16 protein-coding genes are annotated in these 15166 nt (G+C 65.4%); 6 read left to right on the forward strand and 10 right to left on the reverse strand.

Going from position 1 to position 15166, the window contains the following annotated elements:
• Window positions 1–48 precede the first annotated feature (48 nt).
• From AC2FLM_RS04980 to AC2FLM_RS04990, 3 genes are read left to right on the forward strand one after another with little or no spacing between them, the layout of a single operon-like run.
• The gene (locus AC2FLM_RS04980; RefSeq protein ID WP_496856217.1) at window positions 49–1686 is read left to right on the forward strand and encodes a long-chain-fatty-acid--CoA ligase; all 1638 of its coding nucleotides are present in this window, start codon (window positions 49–51) and stop codon (window positions 1684–1686) included.
• Window positions 1679–3421 carry an aldehyde dehydrogenase family protein gene (locus AC2FLM_RS04985; RefSeq protein ID WP_496856219.1) on the forward strand — a complete coding sequence of 581 codons (1743 nt, stop codon included), beginning with the start codon at window positions 1679–1681 and terminating at the stop codon, window positions 3419–3421. Before AC2FLM_RS04980 ends, AC2FLM_RS04985 begins: the two co-directional genes overlap by 8 nt.
• A gap of 58 nt (window positions 3422–3479) precedes the next feature.
• Window positions 3480–4091 carry a TetR/AcrR family transcriptional regulator gene (locus tag AC2FLM_RS04990; protein WP_496802205.1) on the forward strand — a complete coding sequence of 204 codons (612 nt, stop codon included), beginning with the start codon at window positions 3480–3482 and terminating at the stop codon, window positions 4089–4091.
• 85 nt (window positions 4092–4176) lie between these two features.
• Here the strand turns inward: AC2FLM_RS04990 and AC2FLM_RS04995 are convergent, their stop codons facing one another.
• From AC2FLM_RS04995 to AC2FLM_RS05015, 5 genes are all read right to left on the reverse strand, one after another.
• Window positions 4177–4698, reverse strand: a complete 522-nt coding sequence (locus tag AC2FLM_RS04995; protein WP_234137620.1) for a DUF2478 domain-containing protein — start codon at window positions 4696–4698, stop codon at window positions 4177–4179.
• 60 nt (window positions 4699–4758) lie between these two features.
• A complete protein-coding gene (locus AC2FLM_RS05000) occupies window positions 4759–5424 on the reverse strand; it encodes an NnrU family protein (protein WP_496856222.1) in 666 nt (221 codons plus the stop codon).
• A gap of 87 nt (window positions 5425–5511) precedes the next feature.
• Window positions 5512–7575 carry an ABC transporter permease gene (locus AC2FLM_RS05005; RefSeq protein WP_496856224.1) on the reverse strand — a complete coding sequence of 688 codons (2064 nt, stop codon included), beginning with the start codon at window positions 7573–7575 and terminating at the stop codon, window positions 5512–5514.
• Window positions 7572–8624, reverse strand: coding sequence for a quaternary amine ABC transporter ATP-binding protein (locus AC2FLM_RS05010; RefSeq protein WP_234219166.1), 1053 nt, complete (start codon window positions 8622–8624; stop codon window positions 7572–7574). The genes AC2FLM_RS05005 and AC2FLM_RS05010 overlap by 4 nt, the downstream gene beginning before the upstream one ends.
• A gap of 9 nt (window positions 8625–8633) precedes the next feature.
• A complete protein-coding gene (locus tag AC2FLM_RS05015; RefSeq protein ID WP_496856226.1) occupies window positions 8634–9584 on the reverse strand; it encodes an ABC transporter substrate-binding protein in 951 nt (316 codons plus the stop codon).
• Window positions 9585–9810: 226 nt separating this feature from the next.
• On the opposite strand from AC2FLM_RS05015, the gene AC2FLM_RS05020 reads away from it, so the two are divergent.
• The 3 genes from AC2FLM_RS05020 (at window position 9811) to AC2FLM_RS05030 (ending at window position 11784) form a co-directional block, all read left to right on the forward strand.
• The gene (locus AC2FLM_RS05020; RefSeq protein WP_496856228.1) at window positions 9811–10218 is read left to right on the forward strand and encodes a PaaI family thioesterase; all 408 of its coding nucleotides are present in this window, start codon (window positions 9811–9813) and stop codon (window positions 10216–10218) included.
• A 62-nt stretch (window positions 10219–10280) separates the two neighbouring features.
• Window positions 10281–10943, forward strand: coding sequence for a DNA-3-methyladenine glycosylase I (locus AC2FLM_RS05025; RefSeq protein WP_496856230.1), 663 nt, complete (start codon window positions 10281–10283; stop codon window positions 10941–10943).
• Between the two features lie 157 nt (window positions 10944–11100).
• On the forward strand, window positions 11101–11784 hold the full coding sequence (locus AC2FLM_RS05030; RefSeq protein WP_496856232.1) for a hypothetical protein: 684 nt from the start codon (window positions 11101–11103) through the stop codon (window positions 11782–11784).
• A gap of 67 nt (window positions 11785–11851) precedes the next feature.
• Here AC2FLM_RS05030 and AC2FLM_RS05035 read toward each other — a convergent pair whose 3' ends face one another.
• The 5 genes from AC2FLM_RS05035 to AC2FLM_RS05055 all read right to left on the reverse strand — a co-directional run bounded on the left by AC2FLM_RS05035 (window position 11852) and on the right by AC2FLM_RS05055 (window position 15127).
• Window positions 11852–12259: a c-type cytochrome gene (locus tag AC2FLM_RS05035; protein WP_234137612.1), complete on the reverse strand. Its 408-nt coding sequence runs from the start codon at window positions 12257–12259 to the stop codon at window positions 11852–11854.
• Between the two features lie 14 nt (window positions 12260–12273).
• Window positions 12274–12666, reverse strand: a complete 393-nt coding sequence (locus tag AC2FLM_RS05040) for a cytochrome c (protein ID WP_234137611.1) — start codon at window positions 12664–12666, stop codon at window positions 12274–12276.
• Window positions 12667–12691: 25 nt separating this feature from the next.
• The gene (locus tag AC2FLM_RS05045) at window positions 12692–13075 is read right to left on the reverse strand and encodes a c-type cytochrome (RefSeq protein ID WP_234219162.1); all 384 of its coding nucleotides are present in this window, start codon (window positions 13073–13075) and stop codon (window positions 12692–12694) included.
• An 86-nt stretch (window positions 13076–13161) separates the two neighbouring features.
• Window positions 13162–13848: an ABC transporter ATP-binding protein gene (locus AC2FLM_RS05050; RefSeq protein ID WP_496856235.1), complete on the reverse strand. Its 687-nt coding sequence runs from the start codon at window positions 13846–13848 to the stop codon at window positions 13162–13164.
• Complete coding sequence (locus AC2FLM_RS05055) at window positions 13841–15127, reverse strand: lipoprotein-releasing ABC transporter permease subunit (RefSeq protein WP_234172164.1); 1287 nt, start codon at window positions 15125–15127, stop codon at window positions 13841–13843. Before AC2FLM_RS05055 ends, AC2FLM_RS05050 begins: the two co-directional genes overlap by 8 nt.
• Between the last annotated feature and the right edge of the window lie 39 nt (window positions 15128–15166).

A 15166-nucleotide genomic window follows, 5' to 3' on the forward strand; every position in this document is an offset into this window, starting at 1 on the left:
TGGCCTCGCGTGCAGCGGGGCCCGACCAACAACACAGGGAGATGGCCCATGCTGGGTTCGATGATGCGAAAAGAGCTGCTGATCAGCGATCTGATCGTGCATGCCGGGAAATACCATGCCGATACCGAAATCGTCAGCCGCGAGACCACCGGCGAATTGCATACCACAAACTGGGGCGATGTGGCGGTCCGGTCGCGCAAGCTCGCCTCGGCCCTTGGCACATTGGGCCTGTCGCAGGGCGACCGGGTGGCGACACTGGCCTGGAACAACCATCGGCACCTGAAAATCTGGTTCGCCGTATCCGGCAGCGGCATGGTCTGCCACACGCTGAACCCGCGCCTTGCACCACAGCAGTTCATCTTTATCTGCAACGATGCCGGCGACAAGGCGATGTTCTTTGACAAGACCTTCATGCCGCTGATCACCGGAACGCGTGACCACCTGAAGACGATCGAGCATTTCATCTTCATGGGACCGCGCGACGCAGATGTTCTGGCGGCGATCCCGGACGTGATTTTCTATGACGAACTGATCGAACAGGGCGCCGACGATTACGAATGGCCCCAGATCAGCGAGGAGAGCCCCTGCTCGCTCTGCTATACCTCGGGTACCACGGGTAATCCCAAGGGCGTGCTCTACAACAACCGCTCGACCATGATCCACACCTTCGCGATCTCGCTGCCCGACGGGTTGAGCCTGTCGAGCGAGGAGACCATCCTGCCGGTGGTGCCGATGTTCCACGCCAATGCCTGGGGCATTCCCTATGCCGCCGCGATGACCGGGGCCAAGCTGGTGATGCCGGGGCCGATGCTGGACGGTGACAGCCTGCTGGGGCTGATCGACGACCAGAAGGTAACGCTGGCCCTGGGCGTGCCGACGATCTGGATGATGCTGCTGGCGGCGGCAAAGAAATCAGGCTCCAGGATGGAGACCCTGCGCCGCAACGTGATCGGCGGATCGGCCGCCGCGCCGTCGATGATTGCCACCTTCCGCAACGATTATGACTGTGACACGATCCATGCCTGGGGGATGACCGAGACCTCGCCGCTGGGCACCGCCAACCGGCCCAAGGGCAAACATGCCGATCTGGATGCCGATGCGATGGCGCTGTTGCGTCTGGGTCAGGGCCGCCCGCCCTTTGGCATCGACCTGCGCATCGTCGATGACAAGGGCGCTCCCCTGCCCCATGACGGCAAGGCCGAAGGCGCCCTTCAGGTGCGCGGCCATTGGGTGGTCGACACCTATTTCGGCAAGGAGGCACCGGCAACCACCGGTGACGGCTGGTTCGATACCGGCGATGTCTCGACCATCGACGCCGACGGGTTCATGGTGATCCGCGACCGGACCAAGGACATCATCAAATCGGGTGGCGAGTGGATTTCCTCGGTCGACCTCGAAGGGATCGCGGTGGCGCATCCCGGCGTCGCCATGGCCGCCGCCATCGGCGCGGTCCATCCGAAATGGGACGAGCGCCCGATCATCATCGCGGTCAAGGCCGAAGGCGCCGACCCGAGCGAAGAAGAAATCCTCGCGCTTTACAAGGGCAAGGTCGCCAGCTGGCAGGTGCCCGACGCGGTGGTGTTCACCGATGCGATCCCGCTCAATGCCACCGGTAAGATGCTCAAGAACCAGCTGCGCGACCAGTTCGCCAATACCCTGATCGAGAGAGGTATCCAGGATGCTTGACGCCGCACAACTGACACTCGACGATCAGGACGCCCTGTTCGATCACTATGACCGTGCTCTGGCAGAGCTGGACGCGAACAAGGACAGATGGGCGCAATTACCCGTCCCCGACCGGATCCGGCTGTTGTCGGGCATGAAGGACGGGATCATGAAGGTCGCCAAGGGCTGGGCCGACGAGGCCGCCCGCCGCAAGGGTCTGAAACCCGGCACGGCGGTTGCGGGCGAGGAATGGATCGCGGGGCCCTATGCCTGCATGGCAGGCTGCAACGCCTTGATGGCAACGCTGTCGCAGATGCAGGGCAAGGCCTTTGTCGATCACCTGCCCACCCGCGAACTGGTCACCGGGCAACTCGCGGTCAAGGTGCTGCCGCATTCGATCTGGGACAGGTTGCTCCTGTCCGGCGTTTCGGCCGAGGTCTGGATGCAACAGGGTGTGACAGCCGGCAACCTCAAGAAGCACGCCGCCATCGCCTATGACAGGCCGGAGAAACAGAGGCGCGGCAAGGTCGCGCTGGTGCTGGGCGCGGGCAATGTGAACGCGATCACGCCGCTGGACGTGCTGCAAAAGCTGATCCTGGAAAACCAGGTGGTGATCCTGAAGATGAACCCGGTCAACGATTACCTGACCGACTATTACAAGATCGCCATGAAACCCTTTGTCGACGAGGGATATCTGCGCATCGTCAAGGGGGATGCCAAGGGGGGCGCCTATCTGTGCGATCATCCCATCATCGAAGAACTGCATATCACCGGCGCCGAAAGCACCCATGACGCCATCGTCTGGGGCGTGGGCGAGGAAGGTGCAAAGAACCGCAAGGCGGGCACGCCCAGAAACACCAAGCGGTTCACCTCCGAACTGGGTTCGGTCAGCCCCACCATCGTGGTGCCCGGCCCCTGGTCCGCCGCCGATATCCGGTTCCAGGCGGAAAACATCGCGACAATGAAGCTGCACAATTCCGGCCACAACTGCATCGCCTGTCAGGCACTGGTGATGCCGCGCGGCTGGGACAAGGGCGCGCAGCTGATCCAAGAGGTCAAGCGCGTTGCGGCGGGATCCACCCGCCCGGCCTGGTATCCCGGCGCCCAGAAACGGCTGGACACTTTCGCCGAACATGCCGGCAAGGCCGACAAGGTCGACCGTGGCCCGCTTGCCCCGGCGCTTATCGTGGGCGAACTGGGCGCGGATCATTTCAACGCCTCGTGCGAGGTCTTCGCCCCCGCTTTGAGCGTCAAGGAACTGGAGGCCCCCGATCCGGCAAGCTATCTCGAAGCGGCCATCGACTATGCCAATGACGAGCTTTGGGGCACGCTGGGCTGCCAGATCCTGATCCACCCGAAAACCATCCGCCAGATCGGCCGGAAACGGTTCGAGGAAATCATCGCCAAGCTGCGCTATGGCACCATCGGGATCAACGGCTGGTGCGGGCTGAGTTTCCTGATCACCGCCTGTCCCTGGGGTGCATTTCCGGGTCATACGCTGGAGAATGTCGGATCGGGCATCGGAACGGTGCACAACGCCTTCATGCTGGAGAAGACCGAGCGCACGGTGGTACGTGCACCCTGGCGCCCGTTCCCGCGCGGGCTGCTGTCGGGGCAGTTCTCGCTGCTGCCGCGCCCGCCCTTCTTCATCACCAACAAACGCCAGCACAAGATCGGCGCCGCGCTGACCAAGTTCCAGTACAAACCCAACTGGCTGAAACTGCCCGGTATCTTCTACCACGCGCTGTTGGGCTGAAAGGAGACAGAGGGCGGAAAAAGTTGCATTCCGCCCGAATCAAAGCCATGTGAGTGCCATGAACGAGATGCCAGCCAAACTGAAAGCCCGCGCCGCGCGCAAGAACGCCAAGCGGGACGAGAAAAAACGCCAGATCGCCACCAGCGCGATCGAGGCGCTCAAAGAGCTTGGCTATGCCAATACCTCGCTGCGTGACATCGCCGAGAAAAGCGACCTGTCGCTTGGCATGCTGCATTACTATTTCGAGGACCGCACCGACCTGATCATCTACTGCGTGCAACTCTACAAGCAGGAGTTCGTGCGCAATATAACCGACGCGTTGAAAAAGGCGCAGGGACGCGAGCGGGTGATCGACGCCTTTTCCGAGGCTCTGGTAACCTCGATCGTGGACGACAACATGACCCACCGGCTGTGGTATGATATCCGCACCCAGGCCATGTTCGACGCCACCTTTCGCCCGGTCGTGGCCGAAATCGAAGGGATGCTGATCGGCATCGTGCGGGCCGCGTTCGAGAAGGCGGGCCATGACGCCCCCGAGAATGTCGAAATCTCCTATGCACTGCTCGACGGCGCCTTTCGGTTTCTGATGCAGAACCAGATCGGCAAGGACCAGGGAAGTCGCGAAGAGTTGACGGCCACGTTCCGGGCCTTGCTGACCCGGTTCCTCTGATCCTCCGTCCAAACGCTCAGGGCAGACCCGCCTCGGTCTGCTCATGAGTCGGGTCGGCAAAGGAAAGCCGGAAGCGAGAGACGGCTCAGGCCGCCTGAATGCGTGATGCGCGAACGTTCTCGACCCAATCGACCAGCGCATCCGCTTCCGGGTTCAGCTTTACGGCGGCACCCTCGGTAAAGGCCAAAAACCGCTCTTCGTTCAGGCCGTTCACCCCCAGCAGCACCGGAATATCCCGCGCCAGCGCCTCGGCGATCAAGGGGCGAAAGCCGCGCCCGTCGGCCTCGTGTTTGCCGAACTTGTTGACGATCAGCAGCTCGGGGTCCTCGGCCAGAGCCGCCGAGACCAGACCCACCGCGCGCTCCAACTCTCCGGGATCCAGCCGGCAGCCGCGCGACCCGGCGCCCAGCGTCTGCGAGATGCGGATGACCTCGGTTCCCGGCATCACCCGCAGATCCATGTCGCAACGGGCGTTATCGGCGCACTCCGTGTTGGTCTGCACCACCCCGGCCAGGCGCACGCCCTTGGCATCCAGCCGCGCGGCCACCTCGCTCAGCAGCCGGTCGGTGGCGCCGCGCGCTGTGGTGGTGACATAGGCCAGATGCATCGTGAGCGTCCTTCTAACAGTGTCGGTGATGATCTAGCACGCCGATCCGGGTTCGACCAGTCAGGGCAACGGCGAGACCCCGATCACAGGTGCATGGGCCAGCAGGAGGGCCAGATAAAGCAGCGCGGCGGGCCACAACACGCGCAGTGCCAGCAGCGCTGTCAGCCCTCTTGGCGACAGCCGGGCAGTGTTTGCCGCCAGCCGCGTCCAGCCGGCGCCCAATTCGCGCCGCTTGCGCCGGTCGATCAGGGCCATGCCCATCACGGCGAAACCGGCAAAGAGGCCGAACAGGATCACATGGGCGAGCGATCCATTGGCCAGCAGATGCGCCCCCGACCACAGCGCCAGCGCCAGCAGCAGCGGATGGCGCGACAGGGCCAGGATGCCGGGCCGGGCCGGATCGAACGCCCGCCGCCCCAACCCGCCAAAGGACAGCGGATTGACCGACCGCAGCCCCGCCACCGCCAGCAGGCAGACCGGCAGCATGACCAGCACCGGCGCCCAGCGCAGCGCGGGCAAGGGCGGGATCACCTCGACATAGGGCGCGCGGGCGGCGGCCAGGATCAGCCAGCCCAGCACCGCGATGGAGAACAGGGAATAGGCGATACCAAAGCCGCGCGCGCCCAGCCGCGCCACCAGCCAGGGCCGCACCGGCGGGCGCACCGGGATCACATGGCTGAGCAGGAACACCGCCAGCGCCACCGCAAATTCCGCCCATCCGCCCATCGCTGTCCCTCACCCGTTCCGCCGCCCCGGTCTAGGGCGGCAGAAAAGGCCCGGCCTTTACCGAAGTCAAGCCGGGCCCGCGCGGGTTCACAGGCCCAGCGCCTTGCGCCGCTCCTCGGCAAAGCCCTGCACCAGCCGGTCGGCGATCAACGCCAGAATGGCCATCGCCGCCCCTGCCGAGATGCCCAGACCCACATCCGCCTGTCCCAGCGCCAGATAGATCGACTGGCCCAGACCGGTGGTCCCGATCAGCGCCGCGATGACCAGCATCGAAAAAGCATAGAGGATGGTCTGGTTCAACCCCAACAGGATGGTCGGCGCCGCATAAGGCGCGCGCACATCGCGCAGGATCTGCCAGTCGGTGGCGCCGCTGGAAATCGCGGCCTCCATCATCTCGTCCGGTGTGTCCACCAGCCCGTGACGGGTGTAGCGGATCATCGGCACGATCGCATAGGCGCAGATCGCCAGAAAGGCCGAGAATTCGCCGATCTGGAACACCATCAGTACAGGGATCAGGAAGACGAACAGAGGGATGGTCTGCAACATGTCGCAGATCGGGCGCACCACGCGCCAGACCGGCGACCAGACCGCGCTGGCGACGCCGATCGCGCCACCCAGCACCGCGCAGGCAAAGACCGAGGCACCGCAGAGATAGAGCGACAACAGCGCCCGGTCCCACAGGCCCGACACAAGGATGGTCCCCAGCAGGATCACCACCATCAGCGCCAGCCGCCGACCGCCCGCCACGTATCCCAGCGCCGCTGCACCGGTCAGCACAAACGGCCAGGGCAGATTGGTGATGCCGGTCTCGATCATGCCGAGGCCGATCAGGACCGTCAGCCCGGCGGTCGGCCGCCCGGCCCAGGCCATGCCCAACGCCAGAACCGCGCCCAGCGCAAACAGCGCGCCGCTCATCTGCGGGGTCCAGGAGAAGCCCCAGGTAAAGGGCAGAACCGCCTGATCCAGCCCGATCCTGAGCGGCAGCAGCACATAGTAGAGCGTGTTGTTCTTCAGCGCGTCCAGCGCCGCGCCATTGGCCTGGGTAAACCGGGTCAACCCCTGATCCAGCGAGACCGCCACCGGGTCGAGCAGGGTCAGTTCCGAGGCCGCCGGCAGCCGGGTCCAGAACACCAGCGTAAAGGCCAAGGCCAACCCCAGCAGCCCCCAGACCACGCGAATGTCATGGCGTTTGCGCTCGGTCGCCAGCACCGCGCTCATCCGGTCGATGATGACCGCAAAGGCCACGATCACCATCCCCGCCAGCAAGGCCGCACCGAACTGCGCCTTGCGCATGGTCAACAGCACTTCCCAACCAATATCGTTGAACCCGCCGATGACGGCGGCGATGATCACCATGCTCAGCGCCGCCATCAGGCACTGGTTGAACCCCACCATGATCTGGCGCGAGGCCGAGGGGATCTCGACCTGGAACAATTGCTGCATACGGGTGCCGCCGGACATGATCGCGGCTTCCTTGACTTCGGCCTCGACCCGCTCCAGCCCCAGCATCACGTTGCGCGCCATCGGCGGCGCGGCATAGATCGCCGAGGCGATCAGCCCCACCACCGGGCCAAAACCGAACAGCGCCAGCAAGGGCGTCAGATAGGCAAATGTCGGCACCGTCTGCATGATATCCAGCACCGCCTGCACCGCGACCCGGATACGCGGCACCTCGTTGGCGAGAATGCCGATCGCCCCGCCCACCAGCAGCGCCAGCGGCACCGAAACCGCCACCAGCGCCAGCGTGTTCATTCCCTCGTGCCAATAGCCCGAGGCCAGCACGAAGCCCAGACCGCCAAGCCCCAGCGCCGCCATCGCCGCACCGCCCAGATACCAGCCCAACGCGGTGACGATACCGATCACCAGCGGCCAGGGGGTCGCGTTCAACACCCAGTTGGCGGCATCCATCGGATAGACCATCACCGCCGAGAACAGGCGGGCCACGGGTTTGAACCAGGCCAGGAACGCGGTCATCACCGTCCCGACCCAATCGGTCGCAGGCAGCACCCAGGCCTTGGGCCAGGCGCCCAGCCAGGGCACCACCGGCTCCAGCGCCAGGCAGAGCGCGCCGACCAGCGCCGTGATCAGCGCGGCCTTTGTTCCCACCGTCAGCCGTGCCGCGCGCGGGACCCGGATATCGACGGCGCTCATGTGTCGTCCACCTGCAATGCAGCCGCCAGATCCGAGGGTTGCACCGTGCCCACGATGGCACCGCTGGCATCGCGCACCGGCACCGGTTGGTACAGCTGCATGCAGCGCGCCAGCGCGGTATCCAGCGTCATGCCCGTGGTCAGGCCCGGATCGTCCGGCCCCTGCCCCTCGGTGCCGGTCCGCATGACCGAGGCCACCTTGGCATGGCGGCCCTTGGCCACATCCTTGGAAAACTCGCGCACATAGTCGTCGACCGGGTTCAGCACGATCTCGGTCGGCGTACCGATCTGCACGATCTTGCCATCCCGCATGATGGCGATGCGGTCGGCCAGTTTCAGCGCCTCGGCGATGTCATGGGTGATGAAGACGATGGATTTCTTCAGCGTCGCCTGAATGCGCAGGAATTCATCCTGCAACTGGCGCCGGATCAGCGGGTCCAGCGCCGAGAACGGCTCGTCCAGGAACCAGATATCGGGGTTCACCGCCAGGCTGCGGGCGATGCCGACGCGCTGGCGCTGGCCACCGGACAGCTGGCGCGGGAAGCTGTCCTCGCGCCCGTCGAGCCCGACCAGCGAGATCACCTCTTGCGCCCGGGCGCGGCGTTCCTTGCGCCCTACCCCCTGCACCTTGAGCGGATAGGCCACGTTCTCGGCCACCGTCATGTGGGGGAACAGGCCGAAATGCTGGAACACCATGCCCAGCTTGCGGCGGCGCAAATCGGTCAGTTTCTGCTTGCTGGCGCCGACGACATTGTCGCCCTCGATCCGGATCTCGCCACCGGTGCCCGGCAGCAGTTGCGAAATGCAGCGGATAAGCGTGGACTTGCCCGACCCGGACAGGCCCATGATCACGAACAGCTCGCCCTCTCGGACCTCGAAACTGGCGTCCTGCACAGCCGGGATCAGACCCTTGCCGCGCAGCTCTGCCGCAGCGGCCTCGGCATCGCCGCCCGACCGGGCCAATGCCTCGGCCAGGGCGTCGTTCGCACCGGGCCCAAACACCTGCCAGAGATTCTGGCAGGTGATGGCCGGCGTTGTCGCCTCAGTCACGTCTGTGGCTCACTTGGTGGCAGCGTCGACGACCGGGCGCCAGCTGCCCTCGTTCTCGGTCATCCAGGCGGCAACCACCTCTTCGACCTTGCCGCCATCGACGTCGATCGCGCCCATCATCGGCTGCTGCGCCTCGACGCTCAGCTGATAGTTGGTGAGAATTTCATGGGCGGCGGGCCATTTCTCGGCAAAGCCCGACCAGGACGCCTTGAAGATGCGGCTGGGTGAGAAATCGCAATCGTTGACCGCATTGGGGTTCGGCCCCCAAGACGCATCGCTGAAACAGGCCTCTTCGCCCGGCGGCAGGTCGATGAATTTCACATCATAGGCCGACATCGCCCAGTGCGGCTGCCAGAAGGTGATGAGCAGCGGCGACTTGCGCTCGGTCGAGGCGCGCAGTTCCGCGATCAGCGCCCCTTCGGAGCCTGCGGGCACCGCCTTGATCGGCAGGTCCAGACCGGTCATGCGGTCAGCGCCCGGTGTGCCCCAGTCGGCAGGATAGTCGACCAGCCGGCCCATCGGCAGCGTCTCGGCGGAGGCGAAGACCTGCGCGCAATCCTTCAGCGCCTCCCAGGCCGGCAGGCCCGGGCACAGATCGGCCACATGCGCCGGATAGGCGATGCCCTCGCGCGCGTTCAGGCCCAGATCGCCAATCTCGGTCACCGTGCCCTCGGCAACCTTCTTGGCGTATTCGTCCGATACGTTCGATGACCAGATTTCCAGCGTGGCGTGGATATCGCCATCGGCCAGCGCCTGGAACTGGTTCATCATGCCGGCGGTGACATATTCCACCTTGTAGCCCGCGGCCTTGAGCATCTCGCCCGCGACATGCGTGGTCACGTGCTGTCCGGTCCATTCGTTGATCGCCAGCTTGATCGGCTCGTCCGAGGCGCCCATTTCGGCGGCATTCACGCCCCCTGCCAGCGCGGCCAGCGCAAGTCCAAGTCCTACCCGTTTCATCTCAGTTCTCCCTGTTGATCCGATTGGGTGCACTATCCGCCGATTCCGGGGAACTGTCACCAGTCCCTCGCATGGCGGTTTATTGATTGGTCAGTCAATAATCGTCACACCGTCCCTTCTTGTCGAGCATTTTTTTGCGACGCGGGCTTCGGTCCCGTATGGGCTTGGCGACGGATGATCTCCGCGCCTATGCTCGCCCCCAGACAACCCATAGGAGACGCCGCCGATGTTGACCCCGGAAACCGCCCAGGCGCTGCTGAGCGAACATTTCGCCGATTGGGTGCAGGCGCTCGACCCCGAGGTTCTGGAGGCAGGGCGCGAACACGTGCTGGTGCGAATGCCGCTGGGGCCGCATCTGGCGCGGGCGGGCGGCATTGTCTCGGGTCAGGCGCTGGCAGCGCTGGCCGATACCAGCATGGCACTTGCCGCCATCGCACAGCAGGACGAGCTGCGCCTGTTTGCCACCACCGACCTGCACACCCAGTTCCTGCGCCCCGGTGTCGGGCGCGCGATCCTGTGCCGGGCCGAGGTGGTTCGGGCAGGCAAGGCGTTGGTCTTTACCCGCGCCGATATGCACGAGGAAGAGAGTGGCAAGCAGGTGGCCACCGCAACCGCCACCTTTTACGCGCCCTGACGCACACGCCTTGCCCAGCCCTGGGCAGAGTGGCAACATCCCCCCGATCAGGGAGGTGAGACATGCACCATTTCGACGAGATCCATGCGCTTGCCGCCGCCCGCCATGGTGGCACGGCGGCGCTCGAGGCCAAGCTGACCCGTCCCGCATCCGCAGCCGAGCTTGCCGCACTGCCCGAGGATCGGTGGCTGTCGGTGATCACCAAATGCGTGTTTCAGGCCGGTTTCAACTGGAAGGTGATAGAGGCGAAATGGGACGGGTTCGAGGCCGCCTTTGACGGGTTCGACATCGGCCGTTGCGCCCTGATGGATGACGAGACATTCGACGCCCTGTTGCAGGACGTCCGCATCGTGCGCAACGGCACCAAGATCGCCACGGTACGCGACAACGCGGCCTTTCTTCTGGAATTGCGGGACGAAGGCGGCGCCGGTCAGGTGCTGGGTGGCTGGCCGTCAACCGACTATGTGGGCCTTCTCGACCTGCTTAAACGTCGCGGCAGCCGGTTGGGCGGCACCACCGCGCAATATGCCATGCGCTTTGCCGGACGCGACAGTTTCATCCTGTCGCGCGATGTCACCGCCCGGCTGATCGCCGAAGGGGTGGTGGACAAGGCACCCACCTCGAAAAAGGCGATGACGCAGGTCCAGGCGGCCTTCAACACCTGGATGGACCAATCCGGCCGTTCGCTGACCGAAATCAGCCGCGTGCTGGCGATGAGCCTTTGAGTCCACCGCGCGACATTTCCCTTGCCCGACCCGCGGGCGCTTGGCTAGCGTCCGGAGCGAGGCTGCTGCCGCTCTGCCAGAGGCCTTTCACCAACGCGCGGGGCGGGACCGTGCGATGGTACAGACACCTGTCCCGAACCGCACGAGGCCCGCACGCATGATCCTCCGCCTGTTCTGTATGCTGCTGCTGGTGGCCGCCTGCGGCCGCCCATTGACCGAGGCCGAGCGCGCCTTTGCCACCCGCTTGCACGGCGACGCGCTCGATATCTCGCGGGTGCGCCTGGTCGAGGGCGCGCCGGTGGGCGCGGTGACCTTTCACCGCAAGCCGCGTCCGCGCGTGACCTGCCGCGAACGGATCCTGCCGCCGCAGAAAGAAGAGATCGTCACGGTCAAACCCGCTGCCGTAACCCTGTTCCACAAGGTCTATTTTGCACGCGACTGGTATCTGGATGACTACATGCCGGACTATCCCGACCGGGTGAACCTGATTGCCGCGATGCTGCTGGCACATGAGCTGACCCATGTCTGGCAATGGCAGAACCGGCACGCCACCGGGTATCATCCGCTCCGGGCGGCGGCCGAACACGGGGCCAGCGACGATCCCTATCTGTTCGACCTGCGCGCGGCGCCCGATTTCCAGAGCTACGGCTACGAGCAGCAGGGCGCCATCGTCGAGGAATATGTCTGTTGCCGGGCGCTGGCCCCCGAGGCGCCGCGCACGCGTCGGCTGCATGACATGCTGGCGGCGGTGATGCCGGTGAGCGCCCTGCCGCAGTCGGGTCGAGAAAGCGACGTGCTGCTGCCCTGGCGCGATGCGGAGCTGAAGGGGATCTGCGACTGACCTTGCAACGTAGCGCCAGAGAAGAAAATTCGTCGAATTTTCTTCGCCTCCGCCCCGGTCGCGCGGATTACCCCGCCTCGGACACCTGGATACTTTCCAGATAGGCCAGCAACGCCGCCAGTGGCCGCGGCGTCGGCGTCATGACCCCGTCGATCTCGACCGGAACCAACTCTCCTTCGAGGAGGGCGCCAAAGGCCGGCATGATCTCTGCCGACACCTTGCCACGTCCATAGCCATCGATCTTGGTCAGGATCTCGGCCCGGGGAAAGTCTCCATCCCGCCGTTCCGCGATCCGGGTCAGGTCCGGCGCCTCGCCACCGCCAGACAGTTCCGCCCCCTGCCCGCGGTAATCGTGACAGGCCACGCAATTTGCGGCAAAGACCTTTTCGCCTTCCGCGGGGCCGGGCATGGCGTCGATCCGGGCACAGGCCGCAATCACAGCCAATATCAGAGCGGTTGCGGGTATGGCGCGCATGGCCGGTCTCCCATTCATTTCTCTTGCAGCGTCGCGATATAGGCCAGCAGATCGACAATCGGCTGGCTGGTCAAGATCGGCTGACCGGTTTCCGACTTAATTGCCACGTCGCGCCCTTCGAAATAGGGGCCGTAGACCGGCATAGGGCTGCCATGGCTGACCAGCGGGTCTCGCCCGTCGATGCGTCGCACGATCCGTACGATCGGCAACTCTCCATCCTCGGACAGACGCGTCAGATCCGCCGGGCTGATCACCAGTACGCCGGCCATCGGTCCGTGCCCGGTGGCCTCGATCCCGTGGCAGGTCGCGCAATGGTGGCGGTAGAGTTGCTCTCCCTCGGTCACATCCTGCGCCAAGGCGGGTGCGACCAGGGTCGAGATCAGCAGGGCGGACAGGAACGGTTTCATCGAGGTCTCCTCCAGTTTGCGCGCCTCAGGGCGTTTGCAGCGTTTCGACATGAGCGGTCAGCGCCACTATTGCGCGCGGTGCTGCGACAACATTTCCAGCGGTAGTGGTGACGGCGACCGTCTCGCCGTCGAACAATGGCCCGAATTCAGGCATCGCGCCCAGATGCCCCTTGCCGGGATAACCATGGATCGTGGCCATCACGGACGCCGCCGGAAACTGCCCGCCATGGGCCTCTGCAAGGCCACGCAGATCTGCGGGCGGTACCGGCAAGCGCGGCGCCTCGGGTCCGTCCCCGGCGCCGGTCGGCCCATGGCAAGCCGCGCAATGCCGGGCATAGAGCCGCGCACCACCCGGCCCTTCGGGGGCGCATGCGGCGAGCAGGAGCAAGGCCGGTACCAGAAGGCGCATGTTCTAAGGACCACTGTGATTTCCCGGACCAACCTGACCCGGCGCGACACCCGGCGCCATGATCCAAATCAACGCGCGGCGCAGCGTCAGCGCTCCGCCGACAATCGCCCTTCGGTCAGGCGCACCACCCGGTCCATGCGCGCGGCGAGTTCCAGGTTATGAGTAGCGATCAGCGCCGACAGGCCCGTGCCGCGCACCAGTTCGACCAGCGCGTCAAACACCTGCTCCGAGGTCGCGGGGTCGAGATTGCCGGTCGGCTCATCTGCCAGCAACAGGCGCGGCGCGTTGGCCAGCGCCCGGCAGAACGCCACGCGCTGCTGTTCGCCCCCCGACAGCGCCGCCGGGCGATGGTCCGCGCGCGCGCCCACCCCGACACGGGAGAGAAGCGCGTGCGCGCGCGTCTTGGCTTCACCTTCCCCGACACCATTGGCCAACTGCGGCAACACCACGTTTTCCAACGCGGAGAATTCGGGCAACAGATGGTGGAACTGATAGACAAAGCCCACGTCCCGCCGCCGCATCCCGGTGCGGGCGCGGTCGCCGCGCCCGGTCATGTCCTGTCCGGCGATCTGAACCTGACCCGCATCGGGCACGTCCAAGAGGCCCGCGATATGCAGAAGCGTCGACTTGCCCGCCCCCGAGGGCGCGACCAGCGCCACCATCTCGCCCGGCGCGACGCTCAGATCGACGCCGCGCAGCACGCGCACCTCGCCGGGTGTCCCCTTCAGATAGGTCTTTTCGATGCCGCTCAGGCGCAATGTCGGCTCACTCATAGCGCAGCGCCTCCACCGGGTTCAGCCGCGCCGCGCGGCGGGCCGGAAAATAGGTCACGACACAGGAGAGGCCCAGCGACAGGCCCGCCGCCTTGAGCACATCAGCCAGCCGCAGTTCCGCCGGCAGCGCATAGATGCCGCGAATGGCCGGGTCCCAGACGCCGCCCCCCATCACGAAATTCACGAAAGAGAAGATCGGGTCGATATAGATGGCAAAGAGACAGCCCAGCACAACGCCCATCAGCGTGCCCAGGATGCCGGTAAACGCGCCGCAGATGAAGAACACGCGCAGGATGGACCCTTCGCTCAGGCCGATGGTGCGCAGGATGCCGATATCGCGGCCCTTGTTCTTGACCAGCATGATCAGGCCCGAGACGATGTTCATGGTGGCGATCAGCACCAGGATCGACAGGATGATGAACATCACGTTGTCCTCGACCTCGAGCGCGCGCAAGAACCCGCCCGAGGCGTCTTGCCAGGTCCAGACCTGGGCGCCGTCACCGGCGGCGGTCAGGATCGGGATCAGCACCCGGTCCAGCCGCTCGGGCTCGGTCACCATCACCTCGATCTCGTCGGCGACACCCTCGCGGTTGAAATAGGCCTGCGCCTCGGCAAAGGGCATGTAGGCCCGGGTGCGGTCGATGTCATAGCGCCCGGCCGAGAACACATAGACCACCTCATAGGCGTTCACCCGGGGCGAGGTGCCCATCGGTGTGCGGGCACCGTTGGGCGAGATCAGCTTGATCCGGTCGCCCACGGTAACCCCCAGCTCGCGCGCCACGCCCGAGCCCAGCGCGATCCCCTGATCGAAGCGGGACAGGTCGCCATAAGAACGGTCGGTATTCACGATGCCGGGCAGTGCGGCCAGATCGGCCGCGGCGATACCGAACACCTCGACACCGGCATTGCGGTTCTGGGCGGCCGCCATCACCTGCCCCTTGACCAGCGGCGCGGCACGGGTGACGCCCGCGACCCCGGCCACCCGGGCGGCCATCTCGGCATAGTTGGGGATGGTCCGGTCAATGCGGCCATTGGCGTCGATTTCGCCGGGGTTATAGACGGTGACATGGGCGTTGGCACCCAGGATGGTGCCCACGAAATCGGACCGGAAGCCCGAGCGCACCGCCAGCGTCGCGATCAGCGCGAACACTGCCAGCGTGATGCCGATCAGGCTGATCCAGGTCATCACGCTGACCCCGCCCTCGGCCCGGCGGGCACGCAGGTACCGCCAGGCGATCTTCCATTCAAAGGGGGCAAAGGGGGCCGGTTGTCTGGCCATTGATGGCTCCTGCTCGGGTTTGGCGCGGAGAGTGCGTTG

This window comes from Ruegeria sp. SAZD011 (genome assembly GCF_059612545.1).

What these genes read in the sequence shown, in the direction of transcription:
- AC2FLM_RS04980 (WP_496856217.1), top strand. Translation starts at nt 49, where the DNA reads ATGCTGGGTTCGATGATGCGAAAAGAGCTGCTGATCAGCGATCTGATC.
- AC2FLM_RS04985 (WP_496856219.1), top strand. Translation starts at nt 1,679, where the DNA reads ATGCTTGACGCCGCACAACTGACACTCGACGATCAGGACGCCCTGTTC.
- AC2FLM_RS04990 (WP_496802205.1), top strand. Translation starts at nt 3,480, where the DNA reads ATGAACGAGATGCCAGCCAAACTGAAAGCCCGCGCCGCGCGCAAGAAC.
- AC2FLM_RS04995 (WP_234137620.1), bottom strand. Translation starts at nt 4,698, where the DNA reads ATGCATCTGGCCTATGTCACCACCACAGCGCGCGGCGCCACCGACCGG.
- AC2FLM_RS05000 (WP_496856222.1), bottom strand. Translation starts at nt 5,424, where the DNA reads ATGGGCGGATGGGCGGAATTTGCGGTGGCGCTGGCGGTGTTCCTGCTC.
- AC2FLM_RS05005 (WP_496856224.1), bottom strand. Translation starts at nt 7,575, where the DNA reads ATGAGCGCCGTCGATATCCGGGTCCCGCGCGCGGCACGGCTGACGGTG.
- AC2FLM_RS05015 (WP_496856226.1), bottom strand. Translation starts at nt 9,584, where the DNA reads ATGAAACGGGTAGGACTTGGACTTGCGCTGGCCGCGCTGGCAGGGGGC.
- AC2FLM_RS05020 (WP_496856228.1), top strand. Translation starts at nt 9,811, where the DNA reads ATGTTGACCCCGGAAACCGCCCAGGCGCTGCTGAGCGAACATTTCGCC.
- AC2FLM_RS05025 (WP_496856230.1), top strand. Translation starts at nt 10,281, where the DNA reads ATGCACCATTTCGACGAGATCCATGCGCTTGCCGCCGCCCGCCATGGT.
- AC2FLM_RS05030 (WP_496856232.1), top strand. Translation starts at nt 11,101, where the DNA reads ATGATCCTCCGCCTGTTCTGTATGCTGCTGCTGGTGGCCGCCTGCGGC.
- AC2FLM_RS05035 (WP_234137612.1), bottom strand. Translation starts at nt 12,259, where the DNA reads ATGCGCGCCATACCCGCAACCGCTCTGATATTGGCTGTGATTGCGGCC.
- AC2FLM_RS05040 (WP_234137611.1), bottom strand. Translation starts at nt 12,666, where the DNA reads ATGAAACCGTTCCTGTCCGCCCTGCTGATCTCGACCCTGGTCGCACCC.
- AC2FLM_RS05045 (WP_234219162.1), bottom strand. Translation starts at nt 13,075, where the DNA reads ATGCGCCTTCTGGTACCGGCCTTGCTCCTGCTCGCCGCATGCGCCCCC.
- AC2FLM_RS05050 (WP_496856235.1), bottom strand. Translation starts at nt 13,848, where the DNA reads ATGAGTGAGCCGACATTGCGCCTGAGCGGCATCGAAAAGACCTATCTG.
- AC2FLM_RS05055 (WP_234172164.1), bottom strand. Translation starts at nt 15,127, where the DNA reads ATGGCCAGACAACCGGCCCCCTTTGCCCCCTTTGAATGGAAGATCGCC.